Genomic DNA, 16,849 nt, shown 5'->3' with positions numbered 1-16,849 from the left:
GATGGCCAACCGTTGGGCCGCATGCGTGACATTGCATTCCTGAAGCAATACCTCAAGTGAGACCAGCAGATTCAAGTCGATGTTGCTCAGCTCCATCATCGTTCCTACAGTAGGGCGCAGATGTCAGCAATCATGACCGTATCAACCGTCTTGGAGGGATTGCCTGCTTGGCCGTGGCCATACTCCCACCGCACTGTATTTTGCCAGCTCCAGCCCGCCGGCACCGCCACCTACGACAACGATTCGATGTGCCATCGGAACCACGCTTGAGCATTGGGTTGCTACCTTGCAACTAGGTAGCAACGAGTGAAAAAAATAACGGTTAACGCCTTACGCCTTATTCAGGCTTAGCGCGATGCCATATCAGTTTTGAATTGACGGTTTTGCCTTGGGAGCTGATGGGGGTTTCAGTGCCTAGCGTCAGCACGTCGCCTTCCAGGCTGACAACGCGAGGTTGGGTTTGGCCCATCCAGTTAGGAAACAGCGAAATGAACATGCTGTGGGTCAAAGTGCGCTTTTCTTCATTGACCTTGAACGGGCCGGTGTAAGCGACATAGGTCGAACCTGCGGCCTTGTACTCTTCAAGGGTGCCTTTGTAGAAGTCGTTGATCGCAAAGTTCTTGCGGCCCTCTGGCTTCATCAGTTGCGCCGACATGTATCCGTCAGGCGTATACATGATGATGCCCATCGGCTGCTCGCCCATTGGGTAGAACGACTCGGAACCATCTACCGGAATTTCGACGTAGGAGTGCAGTTTCCAGGCGCCGATCAACTGATCACGAAGCTTCATGGATATATCCTCTCAGGCGTGCTGCATATCGCAGTCGATGGGCAGCATTTGACCGGAAATCGATTGACCGCTGTCCGAGGTAATGAACACTGCCAGGTCGGCGATATGCTTTGGGTTGACCAGGTGCTTGATCGATTGCGTAGCGAGGGCCAGAACGGTTTCTTCTTCAATGCTTTTGCCACTGATCTGCGCACGGCCTTCCAGCACTTTCTGGAATCGCGGACCGTCCACTGCGCCGGGCAAGATCGCGTTGACGCGAATGTTGAACTCGCCCAACTCAATCGACAGTGTCTTGGTGAAACCGATCAAGCCCCATTTGGTGGTGGAGTAGGCGCTACGATTTGGATAGCCGAAGCGACCGGACACCGACGACATATTGATGATCGAGCCAGCAGTGGATTGCTTCAGAAATGGAATGGCAAAGTGGGTCACGTTGAACGTGCCATTGAGGTTGACTTGCACCACCTTCGCCCACTCAGCCGGATCCAGTTTCTCGACAGGAGCGGTAGGCCCCGAGATACCAGCGTTATTAACCAGGACGTCCAGGCCGCCCAGGGTCTTGGCTGCCAGCGCCACCATTTTTTCAATGTCGGCGGGACAGGAGATATCGCACAGGGTGGTGTGTACCCCTGGAAAATCCGCTTCCAGTTTTGCCAAGCCCTGGGTGTCAATATCGCAAACAAAAACATTGGCGCCTTTGGCCGTGAATGCTTCGACAATGGCACGGCCTATACCGCCCGCACCTGCTGTTATCAGAACACGTTGCGCTGTCATGCTTAGACTCCTATCACGTGAGAACAGGCAGAGCCAAAAAGCCAGGCTCTATTGGGTTACTCAATCACGTAGACAATACCGCTCGAGTTTTAATAAATGAAATCTATGATTGGTATATGTCATATAGGCAGCATGGATTAGTTCGAAGCAGAAATTGAACAACCACTGCCTCGACGAGCCAGTTGCCATTGGCTTCTTAGCAAAAGCAAAAGGCGGCCTTTCAATAACGTAAATGGGCACATTAACAAGACTGGTTCATGCTCGATCCCTTAGAGGCACCCCCATAACAATAAGGATCGGCGATGTTCTCTTGGTATAAAAGCGGCACCCCGCGTGAGAAGAAAACCTTTTGGGCCTGCTATGCCGGCTGGGCCCTGGATTCCTATGACATGCAGATGTTCAGCTTCCTGCTGCCCACGCTGATAGGGATCTGGGGGCTGACCAAAGGCGAGGCGGGAGTTATCGGGACATCGGCCTTGCTGTCGGCGGCCTTGGGCGGATGGATCGCAGGCATCCTGAGCGACCGCTTCGGGCGGGTGCGCATCCTGATTTTTACTGTTTGCTGGTTTACCTTCTTTGGAATCGTTGCAGGGTTTGCTCAAAATTTTGAGCAATTGCTGGTCGCACGTACTCTCCAGGGCTTGGGGTTCGGCGGCGAATGGGCTATCGGCGTAGCGCTCATGGCGGAGGTCATCAACCCAAACAATCGCGGCAGGGCGTTGGGTTTCGTGCAGTCCGGTTTTGCCTTGGGATGGGCTGGCGCCGTGCTGGTCGTCACTGGCATCCTCGCGTATTTTCCCGCTGAGTACGCTTGGCGTTTGGCTTTCTGGGTCGGTGTGATTCCCGCGCTGGTTGTGATTTTCATTCGGCGTAACGTCAAGGATTCGGATGCGTTCAAACAATCGCAAAAGCTAGACACTGATAAAGCATCTATCGGAACCGTGTTTTCCGCCAAGTACATCAAGGTCAGCATGCTTGCCAGCTTATTGGTCATCGGATTACAGGCGGGCTGCTACGTGATTCTGGTCTGGACGCCTGCGATGATGGCCGAACGGGGTGTTGTATCCGGGTCGCTTATCCTGACGATTTTGATCATGGCGCTAGGCAGTCTGTGCGGGTTCGCCACTACCGCCTACATGTCTGACCGCTTGGGCCGACGCCCAACTCTGATGATCCTGTCGTTGGCCTCCTGGATTGTCACCGTTGCCTATATGTTCGTACCGCTCAACCCTTTGGTAGCGCACGTCATGGGTTTTTTGGTTGGTGCGTTGGCGATCGGCATGTTTGCGGCGCTGGGGCCCTTTCTGAGCGAGTTATTCCCGACCCAGGTCCGCACCACGTGCATGGGATTCTCGTACAACGTCGGCAAATCGGTGGGTGCTATGGCCGTCACGGGGGTTGGGCTACTGGCCGCTAAATTCGGTCTGTCCCAATCTGTTGGCGCGTTCTGTCTTGTCGCTTACGCCATCGCTGTATTTGCCCTGTTGCTGCTACCCGAAACCAAGGGCGTTCGACTTGATGAACTTGACGTTGTTGAGAATGAAGCCGGCCCGTCCCCGCAACCGTTGTCCGGACAACGGACTTAAAGGAAGCTCAAATGATTAGAATCGTCTACCTGTTGGTTAAACCTCAAACCATGAGCGATGAGATCTTTAAACAAGAATGTATACGTCACTTTGAAATGAGTGAGGGTATTCCTGGTCTGCACAAATATGAGGTTAGGCTTGTATCAGAGAACCCAAGCGACACCCACGTACCCTATCTTGAGGTGCCACTTGTGCATGCTATCGGGGAATGCTGGTTTCGCGATCAGTCCGACTATGAGCTTTACATGGCGGCCGATAAAAGAAAGGTTTGGTTTGAGCACGGAAAAACGTTTATTGGCGGACTCAAGCCATTTGTGACGGGCGATATGGTGTTGTAGCGATCTAATAAAAACCGACACCTCGGCTGGGTCAGCGCAATCGGCGGTGCTTAACAGTTGCCATAACAAGGGCCTCGGACATCATGCGGATAACTGCATTGCCCAAGGCGAAATGCACACCAATACGACTACGCCACCAAGTGCTTGAACAAACTCTTCAAGTTATGCTGTTGATCGAGCTTCCACGCTACCTCAAGAAATGCCCGCGACTGTTTGTCTGACCAGACGCCGTTGACCGACCGCAGGAATTTTTCTTCGGTGCCTTCGCGGGTGAGCGGTTTCCCACCGAAGCCAGGGAGGTCATCCACCTGTTCGGTGATGACGCGCCCGTCGTCGAGCGTGACGGTCACGCGTGTTGGCAGGCGTTGCGGCGTAAGCTCAGTCAGAGCGTCATCCTCTTCCACCGTCAGCTTCTTCAGCAGCGCGACCAGTCGAGGATCGTGCAGTGCTTCATCTGAGTAGCTGGAGTCCTTGATCTCCTTATCTAACATTGCCCGCACCACGATGTACGGCAGGCTATGGTCGGCTGTTTCCCGTGTCTTGGGGGCGAATTTTTCTGGCGATTCCGCAGAGTACTGATGACCGACATGCGAGGTTGCAACGACGATTGACTTCACCTTGGCAGTGTCCGGAATCGCCTTGCCGGCCTTGGCCGCGGCGGCAATCGCAGTTTGCAACAGGGCTTGTGCAGGGTAAGGCTTGACTTGGCATTCGGCGATTTTAAAGGTGCCGGCGCGGCCGCCGAATTGCTCGGTGTCCAGCGTGAAAGGGCCTGAGATCTGTTTGAAAAAACCGGCGTTGCCCTCGAAGGCCGGTGCAGGCCCAGTCAACCCGGCGCGGGCCAATTGCACCGCGAATATTGCGTTGCGTCCCGCCTCGGCATCGGCCAGGCCTTTCCAGTTCGACAACACCTGCAAGCGGGTCTGGTTCATCGCTAGGTGTCCAGCGAAGGACAGGTTGATCGCTTCGCTCAGCTGTTGCGACGACAGCCTCATTAACTTACCGGTTGCGAGCGCCGCTGCGGGCAAACTGAAATTCGGGTGGTCCCAGCCGCGAGCACTGATCTGCACGGTGTCGAGCAATCTGCAATCAATTTCATAGGCCAGGGCAATGGCGAGAATCAGGTCCCGACCGGAACATTTTTGCGCCTCGGCGACGGCCAGGCACGGTGTGATGTTATCGCTCGGGTGGCCGACCTCTTTGCCAGCATAGGTATCGTTAAGATCGAAGTAACGCACTGCCGCGCCGTTGGCGAACGAGGCCAGCTCCATGCTGGTTTTATGCGTCGTACCGATCACCGTTGACACACCTTCTGGCACGGCGAGCGCGACATCGCGCACCTTTAGCACTTGCGGCTGATTAAGCGCACCGATGGCGCAGCCCATGGCGTCGATAAAATGTGCCTTCACCCGCTCGACGATATCTGCAGGCAGGGTGCTGTACTGAGTTGCCGTCACATAGTCGGCCAACTGCTCAGCGATGGTCTTGGTCGTCTTGCCTGCTAATGGGGTTTTATCTTCAGCGAATGAAAGCGCTGGCATCAGCGCCAGGCAAGTCATCGCGCCGAGCAGGCGACGCCTATCGATCATGTAAGGCATGAGCACTCCAATGGATATTGTTATTTTTTATGGGCGAATCTGTTTGCTGACCGGTCTTCAATCGGTGAAGCCATAGAACTCAGCAGGGTTGTCCACCAGGATTTTTTGCACGTGCTCACCGGCCCACTCATTCAGCAGATTGGCCAGATGAGCGTCGTCAGGTTTGTGTTGCTCGGTAACGTGTGGCCAGTCGCTGCCCCAAAACATTCGCCTCGGCGCCCATTCCACCAATTGCCGCGCGGTCGTCAGCGTCGGCGCATATTCGGGCGCGCCGCTGTCACTGTTCAGGTATGCGCCGGATAGCTTGATCCAGGTTTTTCCTTCTTCTAGCCAGCGGCGAAGCAGCAGCGCTGCCGGGTGCTTCAGACCTTCTTGTGGCGGCAAGCGGCCCATGTGATCGATGACCAGCGGCGTTGGCAGGTTGTCAATCAACCGCTCATGAACGATCAGTTGCTCAGCCGCAGCGTGCAGCTGGATGTGCCAGCCGAACTCGGCGATGCGTGCAGCCAGCGGGGCGAGGGTGTCCCAACTGGCGACTGCGTTACCGCTGTTCCACAGGCTGAAACGCAATCCGCGAACGCCGCCTTGGTCGAGGTGTTCCAGTTCGGCATCGCTGATATCAGGGGCGACTACCGCGATGCCGCGCGCTCGGCCATTACTGCGCGCGATGGCATCCAACAGGCAGCTGTTATCGAAGCCATAGTGCTTGGCCTGAACGATCACCGCGCGGCTGCAACCGACGTGCTGCTGCAATAGCCGGTAGTCGTCCCACGTCATATTGTCCGGCGTCGGCGTGCCCGCGATGGCCGGTGTAAACCGGGCATCGAGAATGTGCAGATGGGCATCACACGCATTGGCCGGCAGTGCAGGCTGTGGGCGCGAGATGCACAAAGAATGAGGTACTGAAGATTCAGCCATGGTTCCGGTTCCTGGATCAGACTGGCGGTAAATTCGAGAACAGCAGCAAGGCCAGCATCACTGTGATTGCACCACCGATGCGGGTGGAAATCTGCGCGAAAGGCAGCAGCTGCATGCGATTGGCGGCGGTCAGGATAGCAATATCTCCCGTACCGCCGAGGCCACTGTGGCAGCCGTTGACGATGCCGACTTCGATGGGGTACATGCCCAATTTCCGGGCCATGACACAACCGGTCAAGACCAAAACACCAATGGTGGTGACGATGGTCAGCAGATTGCCCACGTGGAATGCTGAACTCAGTTCACTCCAGTGGGTGACAGCGATGGAGTTGGCGAACAGCAGCGGATATGTGACGCAGGTGGTAAAGAATTTGAACAGCGTTTTCGCACCACTTTCCAGTCGCACCGGAATGGCCTTGAGCAGCTTCAGTAGGACTGCCAGAAATAGCATGCACACCGGTCCTGGTAGACCGAACAAGGCGTGCATCATGACCCCGGCCAGATACAGCGCGATGGCGCACATGCCAGCAGCAATCACGTCATTGACCAGCTCACTCGGTTCCTGCACAGAGTTCTGTAGTGTGACAGGCAGGTCGTCAGCGGCCTTTTCGCCCAACTGCAATCGTCCGTTACCGGTGAGTTGCGGGTAGCGTTTACCGATCATGTCGAGCAAGCCGCAGATCATGATCGCGCACAGATTGCCCAGTAGAATCACGGGCAATAGCTGCGCGAGGATGCGGCCAGAGTCGACGCCCATAACTTCGCCGTAACCGACGGACAACGGGATGGCGCCTTCGCCGAGCCCGCCACCCATTACCGGAATGATCACGAAAAACAATACCTGACGTAGCGGCATGCCGCAGGCGACACCGACCGCCGTGCCTGCCGCCAGCGCCAGCACCGAGCCCACCACCAGTGGCAGGAAGATCTTGGCGAAGCCCTTGATGATCAACTCGCGGTCCATGGTGAAGATGCTGCCGACCACCACAGCCGAGACGAACAGGTAAATGAAGTTGCTGGACTTGGTGAAGTCGGTCACCGGCTTGATCAGGTCCGCGTGAATCCAGCCGAGGCTGACGAGATAGGAGGGCAGAAAAGCTGAGACGATTGCCGCGCCGCCCATTTTGCCGAGCACCGGTATGCGCTTTCCGATTTCCGCACAAGTGGCGCCGCCCATGCCGATCACTGCAATCATGATCGGTAAGTCGGATTTCAACTCACCGGTGAGGATCAGGCCCAGGATCAGCAAGGCCAGCGGAATGTAAATGATCAAGGGAATAAACCCGACACGCGTTTCGAACCAGAACGTCGCTGTTTTTGCAGACGAACGTGCGGCTGGCGTGGCGAGTGGTTCAGCGTTATGCATACCCACCTCTTTATTTTATTGTTGTTTTTTCGACGCGGTGAGCACGCCGCGTTCAACTCATGTGTTGGCCGTGTTGCTAATTGACCAGACCCGCGCTGCGCGCTTGCGCCAGCAGTGCCTGAGCGCTGCGCACGAACGGACCGTCGACCATCTGGCCATCGACCAGATAGGCGCCGATGCCCGCCGCTTCGGCTTTTGCCGCAGCCTCGACCACGCGCAACGCATGGGCGATCTGCTCGGCATCAGGCAAAAATGCCTGATTGGCGAGATCGATTTGGGTAGGGTGAATGCAGGATTTACCCACGTAGCCGAGTTGCCGCGCGGTCTTTGCTTCAGCGGCGAAACCCTGGGGATCATTGACTCGTGCGAACGCTGAGTCGTAAGTCGCCACGCCCGCTTCGCCCGCCGCCAGACGCAGGCTCAGGCGGATCTGATGCAGCGTCCATGGGTCCTTGCGATCTATTCCCAGCGGTTCCAGCAAATCAGCGAGTCCCAGTTGCAGGCCGTTGACCCTTGGGCTGGCGGCAGCGATTTGCGCCGCATTACGCAAACCCTTTGGCGACTCGATGGTCACCAGAATTGCAATGGGTTGAGTGACGCCTTGCTGTGCTTCAAGTTCGTCGAGGCGTTGCGCGAGGGAATGAATCTGTGCGGCGCATTCCACTTTCGGCAGGTTGACGACCTGCATTGCAGTACCCACCAGCGCTATCAAATCGTTTTCATAATGGGGTGAGGATTGATCGTTGATACGCACCACCACGGTTTTGCTCGTAGGTCCCAGCGTACGCAGGAAGTCAGAAAGCTGCTGACGGGCGCTGTCTTTGGCGCTTGGATCAACGGCGTCTTCCAGATCGAAACTGACGGCATCTGCTTTTGAGGCCATCGCTTTGGCGAAGAGTTCGGGGCGCGACCCGGGCACGAAGAGTTTGCTGCGCATTGACGATCCTCGATGTTTTTTTTATGGACCACGCCAAGGGAGGGCGCAGCGGGATCTATATTGCAAATCACAGGAAGATAACTAAAGTGCGTATTACTTGAATTAGAGTCTAAAAAATATTCACTATGGACACGCGATACCTCGAAAGCTTTCTTCAGGTCGCGCGCTTGGGCTCCACCGCCGCTGCGGCCCGCGCGCTTAACCTCACACCCACAGCCGTCGCGCAACGCATCAAGGCACTGGAGCACGAAATCGGCGCAACGCTGCTGACCCGCGCCGGGCGCAACATGCAGGCGACTGCGGCGGGCCTGGCGTTGATCGAACCTGCAGCGGAACTGGTGCGCCGTACGCGAGACCTCAGCGCTATCGCTGCGCTGGACGTGGTCGCCGGGGACCTGCGCATTGGCTGCATTTCCACGGCGCTGGCATATCTGGTGCCGCGCGTCCTGGCTACATTGATCGAGCGCCATAAACATTTGCACACTCATCTTGAACCCGCTGTGTCCACCGAGCTGTATCGCAAAGTCGTGGCGGGGGACATTGATGTGGCGCTAATGGTCCGTCCCGTTTTCGAGCTACCAAAGGAGTTCACTTGGCGCCCGTTCCACGATGAGCCGTTTATCGTACTGGCTCCGGCGCAATTGATTGGCCGCGACGCGCATCAGGTGCTGGCCAGCGAGCCGTTCATTCGCTATCACCGCAGGTCTTGGGGCGGCCTGCTCGCTGACCGTTACTTGCTGGAGGCGGGCATAGCGCCGCGTGAACGTTTTGAGATTGACGCGTTGGACGCAATCGCTGCCATGGTTGGCGGAGGGCTTGGTGTGTCGCTGGTGCCGCGTTGGCAACCTCTGCACGCCAACCTCGATGCGCTGGCGCAGTTGCCGTTGCCGGGCGCTGGGCTGCGCCGTCCGCTAGGGCTGCTGTGGAAGCGCAACTCGGCGAAGGTCAAACTCATCGGCGCATTCTGTGAAGTACTTTACGAGCACCCACATGATCAGGATGAAATGATTGGTTAATCCATTTTTATTTCACTCTGAAGCTATTGAAAACTATTTTTAATATCTTGTTCGGAGCCTCAGACTTTATTTCGATGCTGCGCCATGTTGGCTTCCCAGGGGAGCGGCTGCGCCATACGAATAAAAAGCACTGCGGAGATATTGTCATGAGTGAGCGCCTCACACCCTCGTCACGCCTGGATCGCTCAGGGCCGGTTGGCCCTTTGAGCGGGATCAAGGTGCTGGACTTGAGCGCCTATATTGCCGGGCCTTATGGCTGCTCGCTGCTCGCCGATCAAGGCGCTGAAGTGATCAAGATCGAGCCGCCGACCGGCGACAATCTGCGCAAATACCCTTCGACCCTCGCCAGCGAAAGTCGCGCGTTCCTCGGCGTCAATCGTAGCAAATTGGGGGTAGTGCTCGACCTCAAACGTGCTGAGGGACTGGAAACGCTGCATGCCCTTGTCCGCGAAGCCGATGTGCTGGTGCACAACTTTCGTCCCAGCGTGCCGGACCGGTTGGGCATCGGTTACGAGCAACTGAAGGCACTCAACCCGCGCTTGATCTATTGCGCTGTCACTGGTTATGGCGAAAGCGGGCCGCTGAAAGACAAGGCCGGATACGATCAAGTTCTGCAAACCATGACCGGCATGTGTGCCGCACAAAGCAAACCGGGCGGTCCGCCGGAAGTGCTGTATGGATCGGTGGTGGATTACTACGCGGCGGCGCTGGTCGCAGGTGGCGTATCGTCGGCGTTGTTCGAACGAGAGAAAACCGGTGAAGGCCAATACGTAGGTGTTTCACTGCTGCGCAGTGCCTTGGCCATGCAATCGGCACGACTGATCTGGGCTGAAAACGAACCTGCCGAAATGGACCGCGACATGCGTTCTGGCGGTATCACCGGCATCCACCCGACGCGCGAAGGCCACCTCTATCTGTCTGCCAACACGCCGCATTTCTGGCGAGCGCTGTGCGAAAAGACGGGCCTGCTGAATCTGCTCGATGATCGCTACGACAGTGTGCGCAAGCGCGCTGAGCAACATGCGGTGATTGTTCCACAACTGCATGCGGCATTGCAGGCGCGGACGGCGCTGGAGTGGGAAGTCGAATTCGGCGACGCGGTGCCCTGTGCAGCCGCGCGACGTATCGAAGATATGTTCGATCATCCGCAGTGCCAGGCCGAAGACCTGATTGCCGATTACCAGCATCCGGTGGTCGGTCACTACCGTGGTTTTACTCGCCCGATTCGCTACGGCCGCACGCCTGGCCCGCAGCCTTTTGCTGCGCCGGCCTTCGGTCAGGACTCCGATGAAGTCCTGCGTGCCCATGGTTTCACCGACGAGCAAATCAGTGGTTTGCGCGAATGTGGAGCGCTGCTGTAGGCCCGGTCAATATTGTTAACAGGGCGCTTTAAGCCGTTTTGTCCATAATAATCACAATAGGATTCACTTCATGCCAATCGACCTGCAACACTTGGGCCTGTCACGTTTTGCGCGGGGTATGGCCCAATGACCGCCGCGCTCAGCAAGCCTCGAAGCCTGCGCACGCGGGTCACTGACAACACCATCCGGGTGTTCGAACGCACAATCCCTGATCCGTTCGTGCTCGCGGTATTCCTTACCTTCCTGATCGCTCTCGCGGCGTTGATCTGGGGGCCGCAGGCTTCCATGACCAACATCTTGTCTGGCTGGTACAAGGGCTTCTTCAACATCTTCACCTTTGCGCTGCAAATCACCCTGGTGCTGGTGCTGGGCCACGCATTGGCCCATGCGCCGATCGTGCAGCGCTTCTTCACCCGACTGATCAGCCTGGCACGCACGCCGGCGCAAGCTGGCGCGCTGATATTCGTCAGTGTCGCGGTGACTTCATTTTTCAACTGGGGCTTTGGTCTGGTCATGAGTGCGTTGTTGGCGCGTGAAATCGCCAAGCGCATGCACGTAGATTTCGCCTGGATCGTTGCTGCAGGATTTTCCGGCTGGGTGGTCTGGGCCGGTGGTCTTTCAAGTTCCATCGTGCTTGCGCAATCCACTGCGGGCAGCCCGATGAATGTGGTGGAAAAAGTCACTGGTCAGGTGTTGGGTCTTGGCGACATGGTCTTCGCGCCATTCAACCTAGTGCCCAATCTGGTGATGGTGCTGGTCATCCCGTTTGTACTGGCGGTCTTGCGACCACGCGGCGATGACGTTATCGCTCTAGACATCAGCAAACACCCGGACCCTGTGCCGGAGAGCAAACCGCAAGGCCCATGGACCTTTGCGCAGCGCCTGGAATATTCATGGCTGGGCAGCGTGTTGATGGGCGCGGGCGGGATTGCAGTGATGGTCTTCGCCTGGTTCGGGCAACTGCAGTTCGCCGGTGTTAACGCGGTGATATTTGTGATGTTCACCGCCGGCATCCTGTTGCATCGCTACCCGTTGGCGTATGCCAATGCGGTGAAGAATGCCGCCAAGCAAAGCGGTTCGATGATGCTGCAATACCCGCTGTACGGCGGCCTGATGGGCATCATGGAAGCCACCGGCCTGCCGGGGGTGATTTCCAATTCGTTTGTGGCTATTTCAAACGAGCACACGCTGCCGTTCTGGAGCTACATTTGCTCGCTGGTGGTGACGTTTCTGATTCCAAGCGGCGGCGGCCATTGGGCGGTGCAGGGGCCGTTTGTCATCCCGGCGGCGGTTACGTTGCACGCGTCGCTGCCGGCGACCACCATGGCCGTCGCCATGGGCGAGCAGGTGTCCAACATGTTGCAGCCTTTCTGGGCAGCGCCGGTAGTGGCGATGGCCGGTGTTGGCGTGCAGCGCGTGCTGGGCTTTACCTTCGCGACGTTCCTGGTGGGCGCGGTGGTGTACGGAGCTGCACTATTGCTTCTGGTGTAAGTCGCATCCGGTTGCGAGCCGTGGGTACCTGTCCCATAACGATAACGCGTGAGGTAGCAGATTAGCGTGTTGGGAGATGGCCTCCCTGCCAGAAAAAATAAGACCAGCACGCAGGCTGGCCTTATTTCTGTCTCGGGAGTGCTTAACGGTTTTGCGCAGTGCCGCCGCCGATCTGCCACACAAAGGGTGGCTCGGTGCCGTTGATTTCCCAGTCACCAATGATCCGCTCTTTGTAGATCAACGGATTGTGTGAGGCTGCGGTGCGGGCATTGCGCCAGTGCCGATCTAGTTGCAGGGTGACGCGGGTGGCCGATGCGCCCAAGGCATTGAACAGGTCGCTTGTGGCGCGAAGCACCAGTTCAGAAATCGCCACTTGCCCTTGGGCCGACTCCAGCTCAGCGGCAATGTTGGCCTCGCGTTCGACCTGCTCGTTCTTGCCGAAGTGCGCAACATACGCCCGTTGCGAGGCGTGTGCGGCGCGCAGGGCAGTCGCTTCGGCGGCGTAGACCTGGGCTGAGGCTTTGCCCACCACTTGCTGCACCTGGGCATCATCACGGGCCGACGGCGCATTGCCGTGGCTGAAAACCCGGGTACGGTTGCGAACCTGTTCGGCAATATCCCGCACGGCCGCACGGCCAGACCCCACCAGCACCGCCAGCAGCGTTAATTGATAGAACGCCGTCTGGTATTTGAAGCGCGTGGAGAAGTCGATCAAGTTTTCGTCGTCGACCACGGCGTTTTCAAACACCGAAGTGCCGCTGCCGGTGGTGCGCTGACCGAAGCCATCCCAATCGTCGCTTTGACGCACACCCGGTTGCTGCACGCGGACCGCTGCGATCACGTCGGCGCCGTTGTCATCCCGTTGGGCGTAGAGATCGATCCAGTCGGCGAACAGGCTTCCGGTGCTGTAGTACTTGGTGCCATTGGCGACCCACTGTTCGCCCTGGCGGCTGATGCGGGTAATCACTTGGCCGAGCTTCACGTCGCCCACCTCAGTCCAGGCATTGCCGACCAACTCCCCGGCGACAAAGCGCTTGAACCAGACGTCCTGCGGGCTAAATGCCTGGGCGTTGAGGCGGTCTTCCACGAAGGCAAAGTGGCCGCGAAGGGCCTGTGGCACGTTGGAGTCGGCGGTGGCCAGTTCAATCAGTAACTGGAACAGTTGGGGCAGCGAGGCGCCGGCGCCCCCGAATTCGACCGGGATACGCACGGCGCCAAAACCGGCTTCTTTCAGCCATTTGATCGGCTCGAACGGCAGCGTACGGTTGCGCTCGCGCTCGACGGCGCCCTCAGCAATGCGGGCGAAAATCGGCCGGAAGCGTTCGGCCAGCGTTTCATAATCAGTACCGACTGATAGCGTGTTCAGAGTGGTGAAACTGGACATGGAATGGATTCCTCTTCAGCGCAAATGAGCGTCAAGTCAGGTCAGAAAATTTGGACGGCTTGGTTTTGTCGGTGGCGTTGGCCCCGTTCCTGAACGCACCACGATAACGGGCGGCCGGATGGTCAGCAGCGGCGTAGGCCGAATTGCCATCGAGCAGGTTTTCTCGCAGTGTGTTGCCTTCATAGGAAGTGCGCACACGGCCCCGGCGTTGCAGTTCCGGGACGATAAACTCCACGAAATCTTCAAAGGTTCCTGGTGTGATGGCATAGGCCAGGTTGAAGCCGTCGATGCCGCCTACGTCCACCCAGCGCTCCAGTTCGTCGGACACCGTTTTAGGGCCGCCCACCAACACCGGGCCCAGACCACCAATGCTGCGGTGTTTGATAATGTCGCGCGGTGTCCATTTGCGGTCAGGGTCTGCGGTGGCGAGCAACTCCAGCACTGAACGGATGCTGTCGTTGTCGATTGCTTCCAGGGGTTGGTCCGGGTCGTATTCGGAAAAATCGATCCCGGTCCAGCCGCCGTAAAACGACAGCATGCCTTCGCCGTTGCTATAGCTCAGGTACTCGCGGTACTTGGCTTGTGCGGCTTCATCGCTTTCACCGGTAATCACCGTCAGCAGCGTGAACACCTTGACCGAATCGCGAGTACGGCCGGCTTCCACGGCGCGCTTGCGGATGTCATCGGACACCTCGCGCGCTTGCTCTGCGGTGGCCGGGCTGATGAACACGCCTTCGGCGTGCTTGGCGGCAAAGGCCCGGCCACGGCTGGATGCACCGGCCTGGAAAATCACTGGGGTGCGCTGTGGCGAGGGTTCGGACAGGTGGATACCCGGTACATCGAAGTACTTACCCTTGTGGCCAATTGGGTGGACCTTGGTCGGGTCGGTAAAGATGCCACGCTCACGGTCACGCAGCACCGCGTCTTCATCCCAAGAGCCTTCCCACAGTTTGTAGGTGACATCCAGAAACTCATCGGCGATGTCATAACGTTCATCATGGGAGATCTGCTGCTTGAGGCCCAAGTTGACCGCAGCACTGTTGAGGTACGAGGTCACCACGTTCCACGCCACACGGCCCTTGGTCAAATGATCGAGGGTCGAGAACTTTCTTGCCAGGGCATAAGGCTGCTCATAAGTCAGCGCCGAGGTCACACCGAAGCCCAAGTGTTTGGTGACGGTGGCCATGGCCGGCACTTGAAAGAAGGGATCGTTGACCGGCACCTGATCGGCATCGAGCAATGAGGTTTCCACCGAGCCGCGATAGACGTCATAGACACCCACCACGTCGGCGATAAAGACCGAGTCGAAATAGCCACGCTCAAGCAGCTTGGCCAACTCAACCCAGTAATCGAGGTCTTTGTATTTCCACGCTTGGCTGTCCGGGTGACGCCAGGTGCCTGCTGCCTGATGACTAACGCAGGTCATTTCAAACGCATTGAGAATAATGCGAGTGGCCATAGTCGATTAACTCCTACTTTCTAAGTTCATTGGGCACGCAGGGCGCATGAATAATGGTTTTCAGGAGCTATTGCACAGTCCGTGCCGTGCACTCAAAGCCCTGTAATGCAATGGTTGTGGGTGTTTTTGGTCAGGCAAAGTGTTGCTGTGGCAACACCTTGTCGTTCAAGTGAATGGTGGTGAACAGTGGCTTTAACCTGCCGTGGTGGCATGAGTCAGGAATAAAAACTCGGTGTGGGCGGCTTCTGCTTCAAGGCCCACTCGCCGAGTTCGCGGATGCGGTAGTCCACCGGGTCGTGCAAGGTCTGGGTCCGCAGATTGCGCCAGTAACGGTCGAAGCGCCGAGAGGCGTTGGTGGCGCGGGCACCGGTCACTTCAAACAGCCGAGAGCACAGGTCAAGGCCAACCCGCGTGGCATGGACCTTGGCGCTGCCAATGGCCAGGGCCAGGTTCGCTCGCTCGTCGGCACCCAGCTGTTCACCGGTGTTCCAGGCCTTGTCGAACAAGGCGTTGGCCCGTTCGGCCAGGGCACGTACCGCCTCCAGGCCGGCCCAGAACTCCCCGTAATGGGCCAGCACATAGGGGTCGTCGACCGCTTGGCCTACCTCGGCCTTGAACCAGGGCCGCGCTTCATGGGTTGTATAGTGCCGCGCCTGCTCAAACGCCCCTTCGGCAATGCCGAGGAACAGATTGACGAACGTCAGTTGCGCCAACAGTGGCCGCAGGCCGGAAAACACCGTACTCAGCGGGCCGGGGTCTAGAAGCAGTTCATCCTCTGCCACCCACACCCGTTCGAAACGAGCGCTGCCGCTGTCGGTCTGGCGTTGGCCCATGTTGTTCCAGTCGTCGAGCAAGGTAATGCCGGCGCGCTGAGTGGGGATCGCGGCGATCAACAATTTGCCTCCGGGGCCTCCGTCCAGCGCCGAAGCAATCAGCCGGTCGGAGTCGCTGGCCCCGGAACAAAAGCTTTTCATTCCCGAAAACTCGCGCCCGGCGTCAACACGCGTTGCCACTGTGCGGGTGTCCAGCGGGTTAAGGGCGTTGCCCCAGAACCAGCGTTGCTGGACTGTTTGCTCTAGCCAGAGTTGCCACTGATCGGGACGGGCGAACAGGCGCACAGTGGCCAACATCAAGTGTTGGAAACCAAACACATGGGCCATCGAGCTGTCGACCTTGGCGAACTCGCGCACCATGTTTAGGGTGTCACTCCAGCTAGCTCCGAGGCCGCCGAATTCACGGGGAATACTCAGGGTGAGCAGGCCGCTGTCGCGCAGGGCGTCGCGCTCGACTTTTGGGGTGCCACCGCGTTCGTCGCGCTCGACGGCAGTGGTGGCCCAGTCGGCCGCCAGACGGCGGCCGACCTGCACAGGATCGTTGGGGATGGTCACAGGGGAACTCCTTGAAAGAGAGAGGCGGGCAGGCGGTCACTTGAAGGCACAGCGCCGGGCAGCCTGCCTCGGCGCGTATCGAGACGGTTTACAGACCAAACAGCCTGGCGGCGTTGCCGTAGAGCACGTTGTCGAGCACCGATGCGTTGAAACCCAGGCTCAAAACGTCGTCGATGGATTGGCGAATGGGGCGGAACGGATACGACGAGCCAAACAGCAACTGGTCCGCCAGAAAGCCATTGGCCGCTTGGACATAAGCTTCGCTGCCCGGCTGGAACAGGTACATGTCCGGCACCAGGTAAATGTTCGGGTAGCGGAAGGCAACGCCAAGCGCTTGTTGCACGTTTGGCCAGTAGCCGTGGTAGCAGACGATGGACAGCTGCGGGAACGCTTGGGCGACCTTGGCCAAATGGTCGGGGTTATTGAAGGCGGGGTCGGGGGTG

General features: G+C 58.0%; 15 protein-coding genes. 5 read left to right on the top strand and 10 right to left on the bottom strand.

From position 1 onward, the window contains the following. Positions 1-337: 337 nt before the first annotated feature. Together M0974_RS00120 and M0974_RS00115 are read right to left on the bottom strand one after the other, a co-directional pair. On the bottom strand, positions 338-790 hold the full coding sequence (locus M0974_RS00120) for a lipocalin-like domain-containing protein (RefSeq protein WP_297830998.1): 453 nt from the start codon (positions 788-790) through the stop codon (positions 338-340). A gap of 12 nt (positions 791-802) precedes the next feature. Then, a complete protein-coding gene (locus tag M0974_RS00115; RefSeq protein ID WP_297830995.1) occupies positions 803-1,564 on the bottom strand; it encodes an SDR family oxidoreductase in 762 nt (253 codons plus the stop codon). A 302-nt stretch (positions 1,565-1,866) separates the two neighbouring features. Here M0974_RS00115 and M0974_RS00110 point away from each other — a divergent pair, with 302 nt between their 5' ends. Then, positions 1,867-3,150, top strand: a complete 1,284-nt coding sequence (locus tag M0974_RS00110) for an MFS transporter (RefSeq protein WP_297830992.1) — start codon at positions 1,867-1,869, stop codon at positions 3,148-3,150. A gap of 11 nt (positions 3,151-3,161) precedes the next feature. Further along, on the top strand, positions 3,162-3,488 hold the full coding sequence (locus M0974_RS00105) for a 4-methylmuconolactone methylisomerase (protein ID WP_297830989.1): 327 nt from the start codon (positions 3,162-3,164) through the stop codon (positions 3,486-3,488). Between the two features lie 128 nt (positions 3,489-3,616). Here M0974_RS00105 and M0974_RS00100 read toward each other — a convergent pair whose 3' ends face one another. The 4 genes from M0974_RS00100 to M0974_RS00085 form a co-directional block, all read right to left on the bottom strand. Continuing rightward, on the bottom strand, positions 3,617-5,086 hold the full coding sequence (locus M0974_RS00100) for an MmgE/PrpD family protein (protein WP_297830986.1): 1,470 nt from the start codon (positions 5,084-5,086) through the stop codon (positions 3,617-3,619). Between the two features lie 57 nt (positions 5,087-5,143). Beyond that, positions 5,144-6,004 carry an amidohydrolase gene (locus M0974_RS00095; protein WP_297830983.1) on the bottom strand — a complete coding sequence of 287 codons (861 nt, stop codon included), beginning with the start codon at positions 6,002-6,004 and terminating at the stop codon, positions 5,144-5,146. A 16-nt stretch (positions 6,005-6,020) separates the two neighbouring features. Continuing rightward, entirely contained in the window at positions 6,021-7,370 is a 1,350-nt protein-coding gene (locus M0974_RS00090; protein WP_297830980.1) for a 2-hydroxycarboxylate transporter family protein, read from the bottom strand. Between the two features lie 76 nt (positions 7,371-7,446). Further along, entirely contained in the window at positions 7,447-8,307 is an 861-nt protein-coding gene (locus tag M0974_RS00085) for a CoA ester lyase (protein ID WP_297830977.1), read from the bottom strand. A gap of 125 nt (positions 8,308-8,432) precedes the next feature. Here M0974_RS00085 and M0974_RS00080 point away from each other — a divergent pair, with 125 nt between their 5' ends. From M0974_RS00080 to M0974_RS00070, 3 genes are all read left to right on the top strand, one after another. After that, on the top strand, positions 8,433-9,323 hold the full coding sequence (locus M0974_RS00080) for a LysR family transcriptional regulator (protein ID WP_297830975.1): 891 nt from the start codon (positions 8,433-8,435) through the stop codon (positions 9,321-9,323). Between the two features lie 146 nt (positions 9,324-9,469). Further along, positions 9,470-10,684, top strand: a complete 1,215-nt coding sequence (locus M0974_RS00075) for a CaiB/BaiF CoA-transferase family protein (protein WP_297830973.1) — start codon at positions 9,470-9,472, stop codon at positions 10,682-10,684. A gap of 126 nt (positions 10,685-10,810) precedes the next feature. After that, positions 10,811-12,175, top strand: a complete 1,365-nt coding sequence (locus M0974_RS00070; protein WP_297830970.1) for a TIGR00366 family protein — start codon at positions 10,811-10,813, stop codon at positions 12,173-12,175. A gap of 142 nt (positions 12,176-12,317) precedes the next feature. Here M0974_RS00070 and M0974_RS00065 read toward each other — a convergent pair whose 3' ends face one another. The 4 genes from M0974_RS00065 to M0974_RS00050 all read right to left on the bottom strand — a co-directional run. Continuing rightward, a complete protein-coding gene (locus M0974_RS00065) occupies positions 12,318-13,559 on the bottom strand; it encodes an acyl-CoA dehydrogenase family protein (protein WP_297830967.1) in 1,242 nt (413 codons plus the stop codon). Between the two features lie 31 nt (positions 13,560-13,590). Further along, positions 13,591-15,018, bottom strand: coding sequence for an LLM class flavin-dependent oxidoreductase (locus tag M0974_RS00060; RefSeq protein WP_297830964.1), 1,428 nt, complete (start codon positions 15,016-15,018; stop codon positions 13,591-13,593). A gap of 215 nt (positions 15,019-15,233) precedes the next feature. Beyond that, positions 15,234-16,406, bottom strand: a complete 1,173-nt coding sequence (locus M0974_RS00055) for an acyl-CoA dehydrogenase family protein (protein ID WP_297830962.1) — start codon at positions 16,404-16,406, stop codon at positions 15,234-15,236. An 88-nt stretch (positions 16,407-16,494) separates the two neighbouring features. Continuing rightward, positions 16,495-16,849, bottom strand: a 355-nt coding sequence (locus M0974_RS00050) for an amidohydrolase family protein (protein ID WP_297830959.1), incomplete at its 5' end; no start/stop codon positions are given.

Origin of the sequence: Pseudomonas sp., from assembly GCF_026224925.1 — a bacterium.
Classification (GTDB): domain Bacteria; phylum Pseudomonadota; class Gammaproteobacteria; order Pseudomonadales; family Pseudomonadaceae; genus Aquipseudomonas.
The sequence above is the reverse complement of the archived record's forward strand: the minus strand, read 5'-3'. Positions and strand labels throughout refer to the sequence as shown.

Excerpts from the sequence above, each read along its gene's own strand:
- M0974_RS00110 (WP_297830992.1), top strand. The coding sequence starts at position 1,867 with ATGTTCTCTTGGTATAAAAGCGGCACCCCGCGTGAGAAGAAAACCTTT.
- M0974_RS00115 (WP_297830995.1), bottom strand. The coding sequence starts at position 1,564 with ATGACAGCGCAACGTGTTCTGATAACAGCAGGTGCGGGCGGTATAGGC.
- M0974_RS00105 (WP_297830989.1), top strand. The coding sequence starts at position 3,162 with ATGATTAGAATCGTCTACCTGTTGGTTAAACCTCAAACCATGAGCGAT.
- M0974_RS00090 (WP_297830980.1), bottom strand. The coding sequence starts at position 7,370 with ATGCATAACGCTGAACCACTCGCCACGCCAGCCGCACGTTCGTCTGCA.
- M0974_RS00065 (WP_297830967.1), bottom strand. The coding sequence starts at position 13,559 with ATGTCCAGTTTCACCACTCTGAACACGCTATCAGTCGGTACTGATTAT.
- M0974_RS00100 (WP_297830986.1), bottom strand. The coding sequence starts at position 5,086 with ATGCCTTACATGATCGATAGGCGTCGCCTGCTCGGCGCGATGACTTGC.
- M0974_RS00080 (WP_297830975.1), top strand. The coding sequence starts at position 8,433 with ATGGACACGCGATACCTCGAAAGCTTTCTTCAGGTCGCGCGCTTGGGC.
- M0974_RS00120 (WP_297830998.1), bottom strand. The coding sequence starts at position 790 with ATGAAGCTTCGTGATCAGTTGATCGGCGCCTGGAAACTGCACTCCTAC.
- M0974_RS00075 (WP_297830973.1), top strand. The coding sequence starts at position 9,470 with ATGAGTGAGCGCCTCACACCCTCGTCACGCCTGGATCGCTCAGGGCCG.
- M0974_RS00070 (WP_297830970.1), top strand. The coding sequence starts at position 10,811 with ATGACCGCCGCGCTCAGCAAGCCTCGAAGCCTGCGCACGCGGGTCACT.
- M0974_RS00060 (WP_297830964.1), bottom strand. The coding sequence starts at position 15,018 with ATGGCCACTCGCATTATTCTCAATGCGTTTGAAATGACCTGCGTTAGT.
- M0974_RS00085 (WP_297830977.1), bottom strand. The coding sequence starts at position 8,307 with ATGCGCAGCAAACTCTTCGTGCCCGGGTCGCGCCCCGAACTCTTCGCC.
- M0974_RS00095 (WP_297830983.1), bottom strand. The coding sequence starts at position 6,004 with ATGGCTGAATCTTCAGTACCTCATTCTTTGTGCATCTCGCGCCCACAG.